Genomic DNA, 17,835 nt, shown 5'->3' with positions numbered 1-17,835 from the left:
TCACGGCCGCCCCGCGCGGCCACCCGGCACCGGCTGCGGGTATATTGGGCGCCCTCGTGCTGCCCATCCCGCACCGTGACCGCTTCCAATCCGCCGGCCTCCTCCGGCTCCCTGCCCAGCACCCAGACCATCCTCGCCCTGGCCGAACGCATGCGCGAAGGCATGCTGATGTTCCAGGCCGACGGCCGGGAAGTCCTGGCCAATGCCGTGGTCCGCAGCCTGTTCGGCACCGTCGACGACCCCGGTGCCGGCGGTTACGCCCGCCACCTGATGCGCCTGCTGCCGCCACACGTGCTGTCGCTGGCCCGTGCCAATGGCGACTGGAGCGGCACCCTGCCGGTGGGTGAACGCATGCTCATCACCCACGTCTACCACCAGGCCCAGGGCGAGGAGAGCTACTACCTGGCGATGTTCCTCAACATCGAGGGGCAGGGCTACGAGGAAGAGCTGCAGAAGCGCCAGGCCGAGCTGCGCGAGGCCTACCAGCGCCTCAACGGCACCCAGGAAAAACTGCTGCAGTCGGAAAAGATGGCCTCCATCGGCCAGCTGGCTGCCGGTGTCGCCCACGAGATCAACAACCCGATCGGCTACGTGCACTCCAACCTGGGCAGCCTGCAGGAATACCTGCGCAGCCTGTTCACCGTGATCGAGGCCTACGAACGCGCCCTGCGCGCGCCCGATCCGAAGGCGCTGATCCCCGAGATCGACGACATCCGCCAGCGTTTCGACATCGATTTCATCAGCCGCGACCTGCCGCAGCTGATGGCCGAGTCGCGCGAGGGCATCGAGCGGGTCACCCGGATCGTGCGCGACCTGAAGGACTTCTCCTACTCCGACCGCTCCGAGTCGTGGAAGCTGGTGGACCTGCACGCCGGACTGGAGTCGACCATCAACATCATCTGGAACGAGCTCAAGTACAAGGTCACGCTGGAGCGCCACTACGGCGAGCTGCCGATGATCGAGTGCCTGCCCTCGGAGTTGAACCAGGTGTACATGAACATGCTGCTCAACGCCGGCCAGGCCATTGCCGAGCGCGGCACCATCACCGTCAGCACCGGCGTCGATGGCGACTGCGTGTGGGTGGAGTTCGCCGATACCGGCTCGGGCATTTCGCCGGAGCTGCGCCAGCGCATCTTCGATCCGTTCTTCACCACCAAGCCGGTCGGCAGCGGTACCGGCCTGGGCCTGTCGATCTCCTACGGCATCATCAACAAGCACCACGGGCGGATCGAGCTGGACAGCGCCCCGGGCGAGGGCTCGCGCTTCCGCATCATCCTGCCGATCCGCCAGCCCAAGACCCACTGAGCCCGGCCGGAAAGACAACGCGGCGGGCCGGTACACCGGCACCGCCCGCCGGGGTTCAGCTCTCGCCGCCGCGGCGCTTCTCGTCGTGGGTGCGGAAGGCCTGGCGGATGTGCTCGCGCAGCTCGTCGTCGTTCCAGGGCTTGGTCAGGAAGCGGTAGATCGCGCCGCGGTTGATCGCGTCGGTCACCGTGTTGAGGTCGGTGTATCCGGACAGCACCAGGCGGATCGTGTCCGGGTAGAGCATCTTCACCCGGCCCAGGAACTCGGTGCCGCTCATGTCGCTCATGCGCTGGTCGGACAGGATCACCTGCACGTCGTTGATCGCCAGCAGGTCGAAGGCGTCGCGGACGTTGCCGGCGGCCAGGATGCGGTAGCCGTCGCGACGGAACAGGCGCACCAGCGAACGCAGCACGTTCTCCTCGTCGTCCAGCAGCAGCAGGGTACGGTCCGGACGGGTCTCGGCGAAGGCCTCCGGGCGCAGGTAGCGCCGGCGCAGGGTCAGGCCGGCGGCATCGGCGCTCATCGGCTCGCCGAACAGGTAGCCCTGGAACACGTCGCAGTCGTTGCGCCGCAGGAAGCCCAGCTGGGCCTGTGACTCCACGCCGTTGGCGATCACGGTCATGCCCAACTGGTGCCCCATGGCGATGATGGCGCGGGCGATGGCGGCCTCGCGGTTGCCCACCGGCGCGCTCTTGATGAAGCTGCGGTCGATCTTGAGCTTGTCCACCGGATAGCGGACCAGCGCGCTGAGGCTGGAATCGCCGGTGCCGAAGTTGTCCAGGCTCAGGCTGATGCCTTCGTTGCGCAGGTTGGCCAGGGTCTCGTAGACGAAGTTGACGTTGTTGGTCAGCGCGCTTTCGTTGATTTCCAGCGTCAGCATCCGCGGCGGCACGCCGGAGGCCTGCAGCGCGGTCATCACCTCGGCGAAGAAGTTGGGCCGCAGCAGCTGCAGCGTCGACACGTTGACCGCGATGGAGAAGTCATCGAAGCCCTGGTCGCGCCACTGGCGGGCCTGCTGCAGGGCCCTGTCCAGTACCCAGTGGCCGATCTGCACGATCACGCCCAGCCGCTCGGCAGTGCGCATGAAACGCTCGGGCACCAGCAGGCCCAGCGTCGGCGACTGCCAGCGCAGCAGCGCCTCCATGCCGACCACGTGCCCGTCGCGGGCACTGACCAGCGGCTGGTAGCGCAGGCGCAGCTCGCCGTTGGGGATGGCATCGACGATCTGGCGGGAAATGATGCTTTCGCTGTGCGGGTTGGCCGGGGTGTCCCTGGCGTGCAGGCGCACCGTGTTGCCACCCTCGCGGCCGGCCTGGTAGACCGCGGCCTCGGCATGGTCGAGCAGCCGGGTGAGCTCGGTGCCATGTTCCGGGCACAGGCTGACGCCGACCTTGCCGGTCAGGAACAGGGTGTAGGGCAGTACGGCCAGCGGCAGTTCCAGCTGCTGGCGGATCTCCTCGGCGAAATCCTCCGGCAGCGCGGTGCCCGGCACGCGCGGCACCGCGACCAGGAATTCGTCGCTGCCGTGGCGCCACAGTCGCGCCTGTTCGGGCAGGTGCCGGCGCAGTCGCTGGGCGATCAGCACCAGGGCCTGGTCACCGACCTCGGCACTCATGTTCTCGTTGACCGAGGCGAAGTGGTCGATGTCCACGTGCAGCAGCATCAGCGGGGCGCCGCCACGCGCGGCCTGCTCCACCATGGCATGCAGTTCGGCATTGCCCGAACCCAGCCGCAGCAGTGCCTGCTCGCCGTGTTCCGGGGATAGTCCAGGGGTCCACATCGATCAGGATTCCGTGCTTTCGTCGGCCGGCGCGGGCGCCAGCCGGTAAGGCAGGCGCAGGTCCACAAGCGTGCCGGCGCCGGGAGATGAGGTGATCTGCAGGGTGCCGCCGGCGGTCTGCGCGCGTTCGCGCATCACGATCAGGCCCAGGCCGCGCGGCCCTTCCGGATCGAAGCCGTCACCGTCATCGCTCACCCGCAGCCGCAGGTACTGGCCGTCTTCGTCCTCCAGGTGCAGCCGCACCTGGCCGGCACTGGCGTGGCGCAGGACGTTGGTCAGGCTCTCCTGGGCGATGCGGAAGCAGGCCTGCTCGATCTCGCCGCTCGGCCGCTGCGGCAGGGTCTCGATTTCCGGGATCAGCTCCACCGCCGCGGACCGGAACAGCATGCCGGCCTGCCAGCGCAGGGCGGCCTCCAGACCCAGCGCGTCGAGCTGGGGCGGGCGCAGCAGCATCGACAGGTTGCGCAGCTTGGTGATGGTGGTGTCGGCCAGCGACACGATCTGCTGCAGGTCCTCGTTGCGGCGGCTGGCCTCCGGCTCGTCCAGCGCGGCATGGGCGGAGAGCTTCATCGCGGTGATCGCCTGGCCGATGTCGTCGTGCAGGTCGCGCGAGATCGCCCTGCGCTCGTCCTCCTGCAGCGAGAACAGCCGCCGGGCCATGGCCTGCAGCTCGCCGTTGCTGGTCTCCAGGGCGTCGCGGATGCGCTCGGGCTCGCTGAGGTCGCGCACGATCAGCAGCTTGCAGTCGCGGCCGCCATAGCGGACCTCGCCATCGGCCAGGCTGGCATGGAACACGCTGCCGTCGGCACGGCGCATGCGCGCTGGGATCGTGGTGCCGTCGCGACGGATGCTGCCGGCCTCCAGGTGGGTGGTCACCCGCGCAAGGTCGACCTCGTCGACCAGGGTCGACAGGGGCTCGCCCAGCAGGGCAGGGCCACTGCTGCCGAACTGCGCGGCGCCCACCGAATTGACGTAGGCGACATGGCCGCCGGCCAGGATCACCACGCCGTCGGGCATCACCCGCACCAGTTCGCGGAACTGTTCCTCGCGCTCGCGCAGGAGGCGGCGCGACTGTTCGCGTTCGGTCACGTCCTGCAGGGTGCCGTGGATGCGCGGCTGGCCGTCCTCGCCAACGCCGCTTTCCGCCCGCAGGTGGGTGGTGACCATGTGCCCGTCCACGGCCAGCAGCGGCAGCAGCACGTCGATCTGCACGTTGCGCCCGGAACGCATGTCGGCGATCAGCTGGGTGGTCTGTGCGGCGGTCGAGGCGTCGTAGGGCAGCAGGATCTCGTCCGGGCGCTGCCAGGTCGGCGCCGCCGGCGGGCGGCGGCCGAGCAGGGTGTAGACCTGATCGGAAAACATGCCCAGGCCGGTGGCCGGATCCAGTTCCCAGGCACCGATGCGGGCGATCTCGTGTGCCTCTTCCAGGCGGGCCAGGGCGCGGTCGCGGCGTTCCTGGGCCTGGGCCTCGGCACTGCGGTCGATGGCGATGATCAGGCGGGCACGTGCGCCGCCGTAGTCGATGGCATTGCCGCGCACCTCCATCAGCCGGCGCCGGCCATCGTGCGTATGCATCAAGCTGCTGACGGTGCGCGCCTGTTCCGGGTCGCTGCGCACCTCGTCCATGATCCGGCCCATCGCTTCGCGCTGGTCCTCGGGCAGGAGCTGGTCCAGCGTCATCCGGAGGAAATCATCGTGCGGCCAGCCGAAGAAGGCCACCGCCGCCGAGTTCACGTCCAGGATCCGCAGCGTGTCCACGTCATAGACCAGCATCGGCCCGGCATTGCCGTGGAACATGTGGCGGTAATTGGCCGCGGTGGTGGACAGCTTGTCATGGGTTTCCACCACGTGCCGCATCAGCGGCCGCAGCAGGGCCACCAGCAGGGTGGTGGTGAGCAGGACGAACAACGCGCCCTTGTAGGTCTGCAGCCGGGTGGCGATGGCCACGTTCGGCGCCAGGTTGGCGATCAGGCCGTCGCTGAACACGATCCAGAGCAGGCCCAGCACCCCGTACAGGACCACGACCTTCCACATGCCGCGGGTCAGGGTATGGGCAAACCGGAAACCCGAGGACGACGGAGGCACGGAAGGACGGGCTGGAGGCATGTCAGCAGTAGCGAAAGGATCCCCGCCGGTCATCTTAGCGGGAACCCATCGAGGCCGCTCTCAATTAATGCCCCGCCCGGCCGTTAACACCTGCGTACCCCGGTGCCCGGGCAAGGAGCTATTCGTGGATCAAGGCGTCATTGCAAGTCTGCTTCAGCAACCGCTGGACTCGGCATTGCTCATCCTCGACGGCGCCGGACGCCCGCTGGCGGCCAATCCCCAGGCCCGCTCGCGTGGCCTGCCTGCAACCCTTGCCGCCTACGCCGCACTGCTGGAAGGCGCCCGCGCCCAGGCCGCCGCGGCCGGCATGGTCGCCTGTGCGCTGCCGCTGGGCGATGGCGCGCAGTGCGAAGGCTGGCTGCGTGCGGTGCAGGACGAGGACGGCAAGGTCCTGGCCTATACCTGCAGCGTGCCGCTCCCCGCCGCCGCCGAAGCGGCGCAGGGCGTTGTCGCCGACGGGGAAGACGATCCGCTGGCCTGCCGCGAGCGGCAGTTGCTGCTTGCCCAGGCCCAGCGCACCGCCGGGCTCGGGGGCTGGAGCTGGAACCCGGCCCAGCGCCGGCTGGCCTGCTCGCCGCAGATGCTCGAGGCCCTGGGTCTGCCGCCGGGCCTGGCCCGCGGGCCGCGCGACTGGCTGCGGCGTATGGCCCGTCCGACGCGCCGGCAGTTGCTGTCCAACTGGCGCCTTGCCATGCAGGAGCGTGACGCCCGCAGTCTGGACCTCGAGCTCCTGCAGGGCAGCGCAAGCCCGCTCTACCTGCAGCTGTGGATGCAGCCCCTGCTGGATGCCGACGGGCAGGTGGTCCGCCTGGTCGGCCAGATCCAGAACGTGAGCGTGCGTCACCAGACCGAGGCGCTGGTGCGCTGGCGCACCGAACTGCTCAACCGCGTCTCGGCACTGGGCAAGATCGGCGGCTGGGAGATCGAGGTCAGCACGCGGTCCATGCAGTGGACCGAGGAGTGTTACCGCATCCACGGCCTGCCCAAGGATCCGACCACGCTCGAGCAGGCCCTGGCCCTGTACACCCCCGATTCGCGCAGCGCGCTGGAAGCCGCGCTCGAGCGCATCGCTGCCGGCGGCCTGCCCGAACAGCTGGACCTGTGCTTCTACCGGCCCTCGGGCGAGCGCGTCTGGGTGCAGGTGTTGATCGAGCTGGACCAGCGTGATGGCCTGCCCGAACGCTTCGTGATTCTGTTCCGCGACATCACCCGCGAGCGCGAGGCCTACGAGCGCATCGACCTGCTCGCGCATTACGACCTGGTCACCGGGCTGCCCAACCGCGACATGCTGCGCGAACAGGCCATCGCCGCGCTGGCCGAAGCGCGCGAGCGCGGCACCACGCTGGCCATGCTGTTCATCGGACTGGATGGTTTCAAGAGCATCAACGACACCTTCGGCCACGCCACCGGCGACATGCTGCTCAAGGCCGCGGCCTCGCGCCTGCACCAGAGCCTGCGCAACAACGACCTGTTCGGTCGCTTCAATGGCGACGAGTTCCTGGTACTGCTGCGCGAACTGGCCGCCCCGGAGGACGCCGGTCATGTCGCGCGCAAGCTGATCGCCTCGCTGGGCGAGCCGCTGTACCGCGACGACGTGCCGCTCAAGGTCGGCGCCAGCGTCGGCATCGCGATGCTCGAGCCCGGGCGCGATGAATTCGAATCCCTGCTTCTTGCGGCCGATTCGGCCATGCGTGCGGCCAAGGAGGCCGGCCGCAACACGTACCAGTTCTATTGCGCCGACGCGCTGGACCGCATCCAGCGCCTGCTGGAGATCGAGCACGCGCTGCACGGGGCGCTGGAGCGCGAGGAATTCATGCTCGCCTACCAGCCGCTGGTAAGCATCAGCGACCAGCGCCCGCCGGCAATCGAGGCGCTGCTGCGCTGGCACCGGCCGGGCCAGGGCGACTACAGCCCGGCCGAGTTCATTCCCGTGGCCGAGAAGTGCGGCGAGATCGTCCGCATCGGCGACTGGGTCATCAACGAGGCCTGCCGTCAGGCGGCCGCCTGGGCGCAGGCTGGCCTGCAGTTCGACCGTATCGCGGTGAACGTATCGGCCGTGCAGCTTCGCGACCCCGGGTTTGCCGACCGTGTGGTGGAGATCTGCCGGCGCCAGGGCCTGCCGCCGGAGCGGCTGGAGCTGGAGCTGACCGAGTCGGCACTGATCCGCGATACCGCCGAGCTGCGCGAATGCTTCGACACCTTCCAGCGCAACGGCATCCTGCTGGCGGTGGATGATTTCGGCACCGGCTTCTCCAACCTGCATTACCTCAACCGCTTCCCGGTGCAGCGCCTGAAGATCGACCGCAGCTTCGTCAAGGACATGCTGGAGGACGTGGGCACGGCCGAGGTCACCCAGGCCATCGTCCACCTCGGCCATGCCCTGGGCATGCACGTGGTCGCCGAGGGCGTGGAAACGATCCAGGAGCAGGCGATGCTCGACCGGCAGGGCTGCGACGAGGTGCAGGGCTACCTGCATTCGCGCCCGCTGCCCCCCCGCGAACTGGCGATGTGGCTGCGCGCCCGACAGCAGGAGGAGGCATTACGGCTGGAACAGGGCGGGGCACCGCTAATCGCGGTGTGCTGATTCGAACCGGATCCGCCTGATGCAACGCCGCCCGATGGGGCGGCGTTCTGCTTCGCAGGGCCCGTGTCATCCGGCAATTTCCTGCCTCCGGGAAATGAGCGATCAGCCGCTATGCTCTGGAGAGCATCACCCGGATACAGGAGCAGGCGTGACGAACGACAACAGATCCCTCGTGGACTTTGTGGCCAATGAGGTGGTTGAAGGGATCAGGTCGGGAGGAATTCCTTCGAGCCGGCAGTAGAGGTTCTGAGCTGGCTGATCAAGTCACGAAAGCGAAGTTGAGAAGGGCCCCGGTCGGGGCCCTTGTCTTTTCCGGGTAGCGCTTGGGGCGGCCGGGCGGCAGTTCCGACCAAGGGCGGTCGCAGGCTGGCAGGGTGTTAGACGGCTTGCCTGGAGCCGGGCGCTTGCATGAGCTGGTGGTGCACAGCCGGAACCGTTCCGGTCCGGTGCAGAGCTTCAGCCGCGGTCTGCGTAACCGTCCGCTTCCAGCGCCTGCCGTCCGTCCAGTCCCATGTCCCAGTACAGCCCGGCCAGCAGGGGATCGACCAGCGTGGGCCCGGCCTGGGTGCCGGCGGCAAGCCGCTCCAGCTCCGTCCGGGCCAGCGTTTCCAGGCGCTGCAGCAGGCTGGTGGCTGCCAGCCGGCGGGTTGCCACGCCCGAAGCATCCATGCCGGCTTCCGCCATGACGCTGGCGTCGGCGTGGACTGCGGCTGCCTCGGAAGCGCCGGTGTGGTCATGGACGGGGGCGGAAAGGGAGGTGTCGATCATGTCGCTCAACGCCAAAAACCCCGGCCGAGGCCGGGGTTGGTCTGGATCGTAAGGGCGTGGATCAGAACAGTTCCACGGTGCCGGCGCCCATGCTCTGCTGGCTGACCGGCTTGTGCGGCGGACGCTCCCATTCGGCCCGCATTTCGCGCAGGCGGTTGCCGGTGCGCTGCAGGGCGCTGGCCAGCTCGGCGTCGAACACGCCGCCGTTGCGGTGCAGGAGTTCCTGCAGGGCCACGGCCTCGCGGTTGATCTCGTTCAGGCGGTCCAGGTGGGTATGCACGCCGCCCAGCGCCTGGGTCGCGATGTCCTCGAACTGCAGGGCACGCACGGCCTCGGCGACGCTGCTGTCGATGGCACGACCGCACTCGGAGATCTCGCGCATGCCCTCACCCAGCGAGTTGTTGATCGCGGCCACGTTCTCCAGCATCGCCGCCGCTTCCTGGCGCGCCTCGCGGGAGCGGTCCATGTCGCGGGAGGCCATGTGCGAGACGGTCTCGCGGACCTTGGCGATGGCGTCCTTGGAGCTGTGGGCGAGCTTGCGGATCTGCTCGTTGAAGGTGGTTGAACGCTCGGACAGGTTGCGCACCTCGTCAGCGACCACCGCGAAGCCTCGACCGGCCTCACCGGCACGCGCGGCCTCGATGGCGGCGTTGAGCGCCAGCAGGTTGGTCTGGTCGGCAATCGACTTCACGTCTTCCAGCAGGGCGAAGATGCCGTCCAGGTGCTGGGCCATCTGGTCGATGTGCTGGACCGTGGTCGTGCTCTGGCCGGCGACCTGCTCCAGCGCTTCCACCAGCTGTTCCATGCGGTGGCTGGCGTGCTGGGCAAAGCGGGCCACGTCGACGCCGGCGCCACCGTCTTCACCGGCGCGGTCGACGATGCGGGCCAGCGCCTGGCTCTGCTGGCGCGACTTGCGGTTCATCGCCTCGAAGCTACCGCCGAGGCCGGCCACAGCCTGTCGGATCAGTTCGCGGGCGCGCTCGATCTCGCTGCGCGACCCGTCGATTTCGTTGCCGACGAAGCTGCGCAGCTCGTTGAGCAGCTGGTCCTGCTCACGCAGGATCTTGGCCTGTTCGGGCGAGCGCTGCGCCTGGCTGCGCACGCTCCAGAAGGCGAAGACGAGCCAGCTCAGCGTCATCGTGGTCAGGATGGCCCAGCGTGCCGCAGCGGGCCAGTCGAACCCGAACGCGAGGAGGACCAGCAGGGTCATGGCCATGGGGGCCGCGAGACGGATAGCAATGCGTGAGTACATGGATGTTCTCGGGAGAGTCACGGTGCTTGTATCGGCCGTACCCCCCGTGTCTTTAGCCCGGCAACACGCAATCACGCCGGACCACGACCTTCGTCGAAGAACCGGCCGCACGCCCAGCCGGTCCTGCGTTGGTGGATCAGCGCAGGTTGCGCTCGATCGCCTCGACCATGCCGCGCTTGGAGAACAGGAAATCCCAGTAATTGCCGCCCAGCTGGCGCCACAGCACCGCCGACCGTACCGCCGCCAGCAGCAGGGCGCGGATCTCGGCGACCACGCCGGCCTGGCCCAGGTAATGCGGGTTGCCCTGGACCATCACCCGGGGCCGCAGCTGGCTGATGGTGTCGGCGTACAGGCCGCCCAGTGCCGTCAGCACGTCCGGATGGGCGCTGTCGCCCAGCTCCGCGGCCTGGCTGGCCGCGCGCAGGATGCCGGCGTGGACCTTGTCCACCGTTGTGCCTTCCCTGACGAAGCGGCGCTCCAGCTGCAGCACCGCCAGGGCCAGGCGGGGCAGGGCGTCATCGCGGTTCTGGTTGTTGAAGTAGCCCTGCAGCACCTTCAGGCCCGGGGCCAGGCTGGCCTTCCCGCCATAAACCGCCGCCGGCGACTCGGCGTCGATCCGGAACACGCTGTCCATGGCCGTGCGCACCACCGACGCCTCGGAGTGGCCGGTTTCGGCGATGCGCCGCACCTGCTGCAACGCCTGGGCGATGCCTGCCAGTGCCAGTACGCGGTCGTCGAGGGAAAAGCTCATCAGGTCGTCTCTAGGGAGGAAAAGGGATTGCCCAGCCGGCGTTCCAGCGGGGCATCGGTACTGGCGATCACTGCGCCGCCCAGGCAGGACTGGCCGTCATACAGCACCAGCGACTGGCCGGGGGTGACGGCCCGCTGCGGGCGGTCGAAGCGCACCGACAGGCGACCGTCGTCCTGCACCGTGACCGTACAGGGCTCGTCGGGCTGGCGGTAGCGGGTCTGGGCGGTGCACTCGAACACCCGGCCCGGGGCCGAGCCTGCCACCCAGTGGGCGTCCTCGGTGAGCAGGCGGGCGGACTGCAGCCACGGACTGTCATGGTCCTGGTCCACGTACAGGATGTTGTTGGCCACGTCCTTGCCAACCACGTACCACGGGGCGGCTGGACGGCCGCGCACGCCGCCGATGTTCAGGCCCTCGCGCTGGCCCAGGGTGAAGTAGAAGACCCCCGGGTGGCGGGCGATGGGACGGTCCTGCGGATCGCGGATCTCGCCCTCGCGGGCCGGCAGGTAGTGGCCCAGGAACTGGCGGAAATCGCGCTCGCCAATGAAGCAGATCCCGGTGGAATCCTTCTTGGCGTGGGTGGGCAGGCCGGCTTCACGGGCAATGCGGCGCAGGTCGGTCTTTTCCAGCTCACCAATCGGGAACAGGGTCGCGGCCAGCTGTTCCTGCCCGAGCTGGTGCAGGAAATAGCTCTGGTCCTTGCTGCGGTCGGCTCCGCGCAGCAGCCGCCACTGGCCACCGTGCTGATCGATCCGCGCGTAATGGCCGGTGGCGATGCGCTCGGCGCCGAGCTCGCGGGCGGCGTCGAGGAAATGCTTGAACTTGACCTCGCGGTTGCACAGCACATCCGGGTTGGGCGTGCGGCCGGCGGCATATTCGGCCAGGAAGTGCTCGAACACGCCTGCCCAGTATTCGCTGGAGAAATCGCGGAAATGGAACGGGATGCCGAGCTTGCCGCACACCGCCACGGCGTCGCGGCGGTCCTCCTCGGCGCGGCATTCACCGCTGCCGTCGTCGGCCCAGTTCTGCATGAACAGCCCGGCGACCGGTTCGCCCTGCTGTACCAGGCGCAGGGCGGCCACGGACGAATCCACGCCGCCGGAGACCCCCACCACGATCCGCGGCGCGCTCATGGCACCCACCGCAGCAGTTCCAGCGGATGGCGCTGGCCACCCAGCCAGTCGTCCACCACCTGCCATACCAGCGGGCTGCGCAGCCGCTCGCCGGCGCCAGCCACTTCGGCAGGAGTCATCCACACGGCACGCACGATGCCTTCGTCCAAGGGCGGGGCGGGGTCATGCGAGACCGGCTCGGCGGCAAAGGCAAAACGCAGGAATGGCGTGCCGTCAGGCGCGGTCCACTGGTAGGCACCGATGAAGGACTGCAGCCGGACCTTCCAGCCCGTTTCCTCCAGGGTCTCGCGCACGGCCGCCTGCTGCAGGCTCTCGCCGGCTTCCAGGTGGCCGGCCGGCTGGTTCAGCACCAGACGCCCTTCGATGGCCTCCTCGACCAGCAGCAGTTGCCCGTCACGTACCACCACGGTGGCCACGGTGACGTGGGGCATCCAGCGCGCCCGCGAATCGGCGGTATCAGAATTCATCGCGCCCCGTCAGTTCCTCTTCCATGGCGTCGGCGCTGCGGATGGCCGCCTCGATCGCTTCACCCAGCGCGGTGGCCGGGGCGTCGGCATCGATCTTGACCACGAACATCGCCGTGCCCTGCTGGCGCACCCAACCGCCAAGCTTGGCATCGTTGGAGTCCTCCAGCAGCCGGTTGGCCACGCCCACCGGCAGGGAGCTGGTGGCCGAGCGGTAGGCCGGGGACCAGATCTCGCGGACATGGTGGCTGCCGAACTTCTCGACCGACGAGCGCACGAACACCAGCTGGGTACGATCATCCCCGGCATCGAAGACCATCTTGTAGTCGCCGTCCTCGTCCACCTCGTAAGGGAAATCCAGCGAGTCCAGCAGGCGCCCCACCGCGCGGTCAGGCGTGGCCGCCACGGCCGTGGCGGAAATCAGGCAGGCAGCCAGTGCGGCGAGCACGGTCTTCTTGGTCATGGTTCTTCCGGGGAGCAGAAATCCCGGGAATTGTGCCGGTCGGGCAGCATGGTCGTCCAATGCGGACAGGTGCCCCCGTATAATTGCGGGATGGCCCACAAGACCCAGCAAGACAACGAACATGGCGTGCTGGTGGAAACCGGCAAGCCCGAAGTAGCGCCGCCGCCGTCCTACCAGGTGATGCTGCTCAATGACGACTACACCCCGATGGATTTCGTGGTCACCGTGCTGCAGACCTTCTTCGCCATGGACCTGGACAAGGCCACCCAGGTGATGTTGCACGTCCATACCCGCGGCCGCGGGGTGTGCGGCGTCTATACCCGGGAAGTGGCCGAAACCAAGGTCGCCCAGGTCAACGAATTCTCGCGGACCAACCAGCATCCTCTGCTGTGCACGATGGAGCAGGTCTAGGTCCGGCTGGGGTGAGGTCTTACTAACGCCGTCTGAACGCTGTAATCCGATAGGGTTGTGGAAAATTCCGAAATCGCCCGCATAGTGTTGGGCAACAGCAGCGGAGTTCCCCATGTTCAGCAAAGACCTCGAGCAAACCATCGGACAGTGCTACAAGCGCGCCCGTGAGGCCCGGCATGAGTTCATGACGGTCGAACACCTGCTGCTCGCACTGCTCGACAACCCGTCCGCCCAGGCCGTGCTCAAGGCCTGCAGGGCAAACCTGGACCGCCTGGCCCACGACCTGGAGCAGGCCATCGAGGCCTCGGTCTCGCGCCTGGCCGACGAGGATGGTCGCGATACCCAGCCGACCCTGGGTTTCCAGCGTGTGCTGCAGCGGGCGGTCTACCACGTGCAGTCCTCGGGCAAGAAGGAAGTGACCGGCGCCAACGTGCTGGTGGCGATCTTCGGCGAGAAGGATTCGCACGCCGTGTACTACCTCAACCAGCAGGACGTCACCCGGCTGGATATCGTCAACTACCTCTCCCACGGAATCGCCAAGCTGGGCGAGGAGGGCGATTCGCCGTCGTCGGCCGATGAGGGCCGCGCCGAGGGCGGCGAGCAGGGCGAGGGCAAGGGCGACGCCCTGGCCGAGTACACCACCAACCTCAACGAGCAGGCCCAGGCCGGTCGCATCGACCCGCTGGTTGGCCGCCGCGACGAGATCGAACGCACCATCCAGGTGCTTTGCCGCCGCCGCAAGAACAACCCGCTGTACGTGGGCGAGGCCGGTGTCGGCAAGACCGCGATCGCCGAAGGGCTTGCGCGCCGCATCGTCGAGGGCAACGTCCCCGAGGTGCTGGCCGACGCCGTCATCTACTCGCTCGACCTGGGCGCGCTGGTGGCCGGCACCAAGTACCGCGGCGATTTCGAGAAGCGCCTGAAGGGCGTGATCGGCGCGTTGAAGAAGATCCCCAACGCGGTGCTGTTCATCGACGAGATCCACACCATCATCGGTGCCGGTTCTGCGTCGGGCGGCACCATGGATGCCTCCAACCTGATCAAGCCGGCGCTGGCCTCGGGCGAGCTGCGCTGCATCGGCTCGACCACGTTCCAGGAATACCGCGGCATCTTCGAGAAGGACCGGGCACTGGCCCGCCGCTTCCAAAAGATCGACATCGTCGAGCCGACCGTCGGCGAGGCCTACGAGATCCTGCAGGGCCTCAAGCCCAAGTACGAGGCGCACCACAGCGTCACCTACGCCGACGACGCGCTGCAGGCGGCGGTGGACCTGTCGGTCAAGCATATCGGCGACCGCCTGCTGCCCGACAAGGCCATCGACGTCATCGACGAGGCCGGTGCCCGCCAGCGCCTGCTGCCCGAGGACCAGCGCAAGGAGCTGATCGATATCGAGGAGATCGAGACGATCATCGCCAAGATGGCGCGTATCCCGGCCAAGCAGGTCAGCGCGACCGACAAGGACGTGCTCAAGCACCTGGAGCGCAACCTGAAGATGGTGATCTTCGGCCAGGATCCGGCGATCGAGACGCTGGCCTCGGCGATCAAGCTCGCCCGCAGCGGGCTGGGCAACCCCGAGAAGCCGATCGGCAACTTCCTGTTCGCCGGCCCGACCGGCGTGGGCAAGACCGAGGTCACCCGCCAGCTCGCCCTGCAGCTGGGCATCGAGCTGGTGCGCTTTGACATGAGCGAATACATGGAGTCGCATTCGATCAGTCGCCTGATCGGTGCGCCTCCGGGCTATGTGGGCTTCGACCAGGGCGGCCTGTTGACCGAGAAGATCGTCAAGACCCCGCACTGCGTGCTGCTGCTGGACGAGGTGGAGAAGGCCCATCCGGATATCTTCAACATCCTGCTGCAGGTGATGGACCGCGGCGTGCTGACCGACACCAACGGCCGCGAGGCGAACTTCAAGAACGTGGTGCTGGTGATGACCACCAATGCCGGCGCGGCGCAGGCCTCGCGGCGTTCGATCGGCTTCACCCGCCAAGACCATGCGTCCGATGCGATGGAGGTGATCCGCAAGAGCTTCACGCCGGAATTCCGCAACCGCCTTGATGCGGTGGTGCAGTTCCAGCCACTGGGCTTCGAACACATCCTGCGCGTGGTCGACAAGTTCCTGATCGAGCTGGAAATGCTGCTGCAGGAAAAGCACGTCAGCCTGTCTTCGACGCCGACCGCACGCGACTGGCTGGCCCAGCACGGCTTCGATCCGCTGATGGGTGCGCGCCCGATGGCGCGTGTGATCCAGGACAGGATCAAGCGTCCCCTGGCCGACGAGATCCTGTTCGGCAAGCTGGTCAACGGCGGGCGGGCCAGCATCGACGTACGCGATGGCGAGCTGGTGGTCGAGACCCAGTCCGAACCGGAGCGGCTGGCGCCGGCCACGGTCTGATCAGCGGACCAGCAGGGAAACGAAAAAGAGGCGGCTTCGGCCGCCTCTTTGCTTTCTGGGGATCGTGCAGATGTGGATCGCCCGGCTTGCCTCCGGCGCTCACGAACAGTAGGTTGGGCCGGAAGCCCTGCTTTCGCCCACGCAAAAAAGCCAGCGCGGCGGCTGGCTTCTCTGGGCGCGGCAGGATGCCGACTTACTTCATGCGGTAGGTAATCCGGCCCTTGGTCAGGTCGTACGGCGTCATTTCAACCTTGACGCGGTCGCCCGTCAGGATACGGATGTAGTTCTTGCGCATGCGGCCGGAAATGTGGGCGATGATCTCGTGCCCGTTTTCCAGACGTACCCGGAAAGTGGTGTTCGGCAGCGTCTCGCTGACGGTGCCCTCGAACTCGATGGAGTCGTCTTTCGACATGTAGTCCTGTGCAGTTCTGCAAACGGCCTCATGGGCCTTAAGGGCGGGTATTTTACGCGGCTTCGCCCGGCGATGCAAAGTGACGGATTCAGCTCGGGTCAGTTGCCAGTTCGCTTGCGTCCATCACCCCGAACCGCGTAGTCCAGGTCCCGGGTACTTCCGGCATCTGGACCAGTGCGTCCACCTGCTGCAGGAAAAGCACCCGTGGCAGGTGGAATGCACCCAGCGAGAGCAGGTGGCTGTTCTCGACCTGGGCGTCGATCAACGGCCAGCCCCACTGGTGCAGCCGCAGCGCCAGTGCAGCCAGGGCGACCTTGGAACCGCCGCTGGCAGCACTGAACATGCTCTCGCCGAAGAACATCCGCCCAAGCGCCACGCCGTAGATGCCGCCGACCAGCCCGGTTCCGTCGAACACTTCCACCGAATGCGCGTGGCCCATGCGATGCAGTTCCAGGTAGGCCTGCCGCATCTGTTCGGTGATCCAGGTGCCGTCCTGGCCCGGACGCGGGCTGCTGGCACAGGCCTCGATCACCTGCGCGAAAGCGGTATCGGCCCGAACGGTCCAGGTGCTGTTGCGCAGGCTGCGGCGGAAGCGCGAGGACAGCCGCACACCATCGGTGGCGAACACCATGCGCGGATCCGGCGACCACCACAGGATGGGCTCGCCATGCGAGTACCAGGGAAAGATGCCGCCGGCATAGGCATTGAGCAGCCGCTCCGGCGACAGGTCGCCGCCGACGGCAAGCAGTCCGTCAGGCTCGCGCAGCGCCAGTTCGGCCGGCGGGAACGGCGCATCAGGGGCCAGGTCCAGGCGGAAGGGCAGATGGCGGCTCATGGCAGTTGATCCCGCGCGCCAGTGCGGTACGGCGAATGGGCGGCAGCGGCACGTGCGTAGCGGCCGACGTCCTTGCGTTCCTCCGCGCACCATCGTGCAAGCGCCTGACGGAAATCCGGATCGGCGATCCAGTGCTGGCTGTGCACCAGGGTCGGCAGGAAGCCGCGCGCGATCTTGTGCTCGCCCTGAGCGCCGGGTTCGAAATGGTCCAGTCCTTCGCGCAGGCAGTACTCGATGCCCTGGTAGTAGCAGGTCTCGAAATGCAGGCCGGGCAGGGTGGCCCCACCCCAGTAGCGCCCGTACAGCGTGTTGCGCCCGCGCAGGCACAGCGCACCGGCGATCCGCACACCGCCCAGCATGGCCAGGAACATCACCAGGTTGCGCGGCATCGCGCTGGCCAAGTGGCGCAGGAACGGCAGCGTCAGCGCCGGGGCATTGCCGTACTCGGCGAAGGTCTGCAGGTAGAAGCCGTGCATCGCCACCAGGTCGGCCTCGCTGGCTTCATCGCCATGCACGATGCGGAAGCTGACGCCCTGCCGCGCCACCTTGGCGCGCTCCTGGCGGATGTTCTTGCGGTGCTTGTGGTCCATCGCGGCCAGGAAGTCGTCGAAGCATTCCCACCCCGGCTGCCGGAGCCAGTGGAACTGCACGTCCTGGCGCAGCAGCCACGACCCGTCGAACAACCGCGCCTCGTCGGTGAGGTGGAAGTTGATGTGGGCCGAGGACAGCCCGGTGTCGCGTACGTGGTCGACGATGCCCTGCAACAGCGCCGTCCGCTGCGTATCGCCATGGCCAAGCAGGCGCGGGCCGGTGACGGGCGAGTAGGGCACCGCGCCCAGCCACTTCGGGAAGTAGTCCAGCCCGTGTCGCGCATAGGCGTTGGCCCAGGCGTGGTCGAACACGAACTCGCCGTGCGAGTTCTCCTTCAGGTAGCCCGGCACCGCGCCCACCAGCCGGCCGTCGTCCCACAACGTGGCGTGGCGTGGCATCCAGCCCCAGTCCGGGCGCAGGCAGCCATGCAGCTCCAGCCCGTGCAGGAAGGCGTGGCTGATGAAGGGGTTGCTGCCATCGTGCAGGCCATCCCAGTCCGCGGCCGGAATGGAAGCAAGGGCAGGGAGGAAGCGGACGTCGGCCATCGCACTGATGCTACGGACCGATGCCGGAAGCGTCGATCCCGCG

Annotated in this window: 15 protein-coding genes; 4 read left to right on the top strand and 11 right to left on the bottom strand. The window is 67.8% G+C overall.

All coding sequences use genetic code 11. The features are described 5' to 3' along the window. The first annotated feature begins 75 nt into the window (after nt 1–75). Nucleotides 76–1,305: an ATP-binding protein gene (locus LG380_RS04625; protein WP_225763809.1), complete on the top strand. Its 1,230-nt coding sequence runs from the start codon at nt 76–78 to the stop codon at nt 1,303–1,305. A gap of 55 nt (nt 1,306–1,360) precedes the next feature. Here LG380_RS04625 and LG380_RS04620 read toward each other — a convergent pair whose 3' ends face one another. Together LG380_RS04620 and LG380_RS04615 are read right to left on the bottom strand one after the other, a co-directional pair. Next, nucleotides 1,361–3,085: an EAL domain-containing protein gene (locus LG380_RS04620; RefSeq protein ID WP_225763808.1), complete on the bottom strand. Its 1,725-nt coding sequence runs from the start codon at nt 3,083–3,085 to the stop codon at nt 1,361–1,363. A 3-nt stretch (nt 3,086–3,088) separates the two neighbouring features. Next, nucleotides 3,089–5,191 carry a PAS domain-containing sensor histidine kinase gene (locus LG380_RS04615; protein WP_225763807.1) on the bottom strand — a complete coding sequence of 701 codons (2,103 nt, stop codon included), beginning with the start codon at nt 5,189–5,191 and terminating at the stop codon, nt 3,089–3,091. Nucleotides 5,192–5,315: 124 nt separating this feature from the next. Here LG380_RS04615 and LG380_RS04610 point away from each other — a divergent pair, with 124 nt between their 5' ends. After that, on the top strand, nt 5,316–7,775 hold the full coding sequence (locus LG380_RS04610; protein WP_225763806.1) for a bifunctional diguanylate cyclase/phosphodiesterase: 2,460 nt from the start codon (nt 5,316–5,318) through the stop codon (nt 7,773–7,775). 456 nt (nt 7,776–8,231) lie between these two features. Here the strand turns inward: LG380_RS04610 and LG380_RS04605 are convergent, their stop codons facing one another. The 6 genes from LG380_RS04605 to LG380_RS04580 form a co-directional block, all read right to left on the bottom strand. Continuing rightward, nucleotides 8,232–8,543 carry a hypothetical protein gene (locus LG380_RS04605; RefSeq protein WP_225763805.1) on the bottom strand — a complete coding sequence of 104 codons (312 nt, stop codon included), beginning with the start codon at nt 8,541–8,543 and terminating at the stop codon, nt 8,232–8,234. Nucleotides 8,544–8,604: 61 nt separating this feature from the next. Further along, nucleotides 8,605–9,795, bottom strand: a complete 1,191-nt coding sequence (locus LG380_RS04600) for a methyl-accepting chemotaxis protein (protein WP_225763804.1) — start codon at nt 9,793–9,795, stop codon at nt 8,605–8,607. A 136-nt stretch (nt 9,796–9,931) separates the two neighbouring features. Continuing rightward, nucleotides 9,932–10,546, bottom strand: coding sequence for a high frequency lysogenization protein HflD (gene hflD, locus LG380_RS04595; RefSeq protein WP_225763803.1), 615 nt, complete (start codon nt 10,544–10,546; stop codon nt 9,932–9,934). Further along, the gene (gene mnmA, locus LG380_RS04590) at nt 10,546–11,679 is read right to left on the bottom strand and encodes a tRNA 2-thiouridine(34) synthase MnmA (protein WP_225763802.1); all 1,134 of its coding nucleotides are present in this window, start codon (nt 11,677–11,679) and stop codon (nt 10,546–10,548) included. The genes hflD and mnmA overlap by 1 nt, the downstream gene beginning before the upstream one ends. Further along, nucleotides 11,676–12,146, bottom strand: coding sequence for an NUDIX hydrolase (locus LG380_RS04585; protein ID WP_225763801.1), 471 nt, complete (start codon nt 12,144–12,146; stop codon nt 11,676–11,678). The genes mnmA and LG380_RS04585 overlap by 4 nt, the downstream gene beginning before the upstream one ends. Next, nucleotides 12,136–12,606: a hypothetical protein gene (locus tag LG380_RS04580; RefSeq protein ID WP_225763800.1), complete on the bottom strand. Its 471-nt coding sequence runs from the start codon at nt 12,604–12,606 to the stop codon at nt 12,136–12,138. The genes LG380_RS04585 and LG380_RS04580 overlap by 11 nt, the downstream gene beginning before the upstream one ends. A 90-nt stretch (nt 12,607–12,696) precedes the next feature. Between LG380_RS04580 and clpS the strand changes: the two genes are divergently transcribed. Together clpS and clpA are read left to right on the top strand one after the other, a co-directional pair. Then, nucleotides 12,697–13,017: an ATP-dependent Clp protease adapter ClpS gene (gene clpS, locus LG380_RS04575; RefSeq protein WP_225763799.1), complete on the top strand. Its 321-nt coding sequence runs from the start codon at nt 12,697–12,699 to the stop codon at nt 13,015–13,017. A gap of 112 nt (nt 13,018–13,129) precedes the next feature. Next, complete coding sequence (gene clpA, locus LG380_RS04570; RefSeq protein ID WP_225763798.1) at nt 13,130–15,409, top strand: ATP-dependent Clp protease ATP-binding subunit ClpA; 2,280 nt, start codon at nt 13,130–13,132, stop codon at nt 15,407–15,409. Between the two features lie 193 nt (nt 15,410–15,602). Here the strand turns inward: clpA and infA are convergent, their stop codons facing one another. The 3 genes from infA to LG380_RS04555 all read right to left on the bottom strand — a co-directional run bounded on the left by infA (nt 15,603) and on the right by LG380_RS04555 (nt 17,792). Then, on the bottom strand, nt 15,603–15,821 hold the full coding sequence (gene infA, locus LG380_RS04565; RefSeq protein ID WP_005409596.1) for a translation initiation factor IF-1: 219 nt from the start codon (nt 15,819–15,821) through the stop codon (nt 15,603–15,605). An 88-nt stretch (nt 15,822–15,909) separates the two neighbouring features. After that, entirely contained in the window at nt 15,910–16,656 is a 747-nt protein-coding gene (gene aat, locus LG380_RS04560; RefSeq protein WP_225763797.1) for a leucyl/phenylalanyl-tRNA--protein transferase, read from the bottom strand. Beyond that, nucleotides 16,653–17,792, bottom strand: coding sequence for a GNAT family N-acetyltransferase (locus LG380_RS04555; protein WP_225763796.1), 1,140 nt, complete (start codon nt 17,790–17,792; stop codon nt 16,653–16,655). The genes aat and LG380_RS04555 overlap by 4 nt, the downstream gene beginning before the upstream one ends. Nucleotides 17,793–17,835: the final 43 nt, after the last annotated feature.

The sequence above is a fragment of the Stenotrophomonas sp. Marseille-Q4652 genome, from assembly GCF_916618915.1.
GTDB lineage: Bacteria > Pseudomonadota > Gammaproteobacteria > Xanthomonadales > Xanthomonadaceae > Stenotrophomonas.
The sequence above is the reverse complement of the archived record's forward strand: the minus strand, read 5'-3'. Positions and strand labels throughout refer to the sequence as shown.

What these genes read in the sequence shown, in the direction of transcription:
- LG380_RS04615 (WP_225763807.1), bottom strand. Translation starts at nt 5,191, where the DNA reads ATGCCTCCAGCCCGTCCTTCCGTGCCTCCGTCGTCCTCGGGTTTCCGG.
- LG380_RS04600 (WP_225763804.1), bottom strand. Translation starts at nt 9,795, where the DNA reads ATGTACTCACGCATTGCTATCCGTCTCGCGGCCCCCATGGCCATGACC.
- LG380_RS04580 (WP_225763800.1), bottom strand. Translation starts at nt 12,606, where the DNA reads ATGACCAAGAAGACCGTGCTCGCCGCACTGGCTGCCTGCCTGATTTCC.
- clpA (WP_225763798.1), top strand. Translation starts at nt 13,130, where the DNA reads ATGTTCAGCAAAGACCTCGAGCAAACCATCGGACAGTGCTACAAGCGC.
- infA (WP_005409596.1), bottom strand. Translation starts at nt 15,821, where the DNA reads ATGTCGAAAGACGACTCCATCGAGTTCGAGGGCACCGTCAGCGAGACG.
- LG380_RS04605 (WP_225763805.1), bottom strand. Translation starts at nt 8,543, where the DNA reads ATGATCGACACCTCCCTTTCCGCCCCCGTCCATGACCACACCGGCGCT.
- LG380_RS04585 (WP_225763801.1), bottom strand. Translation starts at nt 12,146, where the DNA reads ATGAATTCTGATACCGCCGATTCGCGGGCGCGCTGGATGCCCCACGTC.
- LG380_RS04620 (WP_225763808.1), bottom strand. Translation starts at nt 3,085, where the DNA reads ATGTGGACCCCTGGACTATCCCCGGAACACGGCGAGCAGGCACTGCTG.
- mnmA (WP_225763802.1), bottom strand. Translation starts at nt 11,679, where the DNA reads ATGAGCGCGCCGCGGATCGTGGTGGGGGTCTCCGGCGGCGTGGATTCG.
- hflD (WP_225763803.1), bottom strand. Translation starts at nt 10,546, where the DNA reads ATGAGCTTTTCCCTCGACGACCGCGTACTGGCACTGGCAGGCATCGCC.
- aat (WP_225763797.1), bottom strand. Translation starts at nt 16,656, where the DNA reads ATGAGCCGCCATCTGCCCTTCCGCCTGGACCTGGCCCCTGATGCGCCG.
- clpS (WP_225763799.1), top strand. Translation starts at nt 12,697, where the DNA reads ATGGCCCACAAGACCCAGCAAGACAACGAACATGGCGTGCTGGTGGAA.
- LG380_RS04555 (WP_225763796.1), bottom strand. Translation starts at nt 17,792, where the DNA reads ATGGCCGACGTCCGCTTCCTCCCTGCCCTTGCTTCCATTCCGGCCGCG.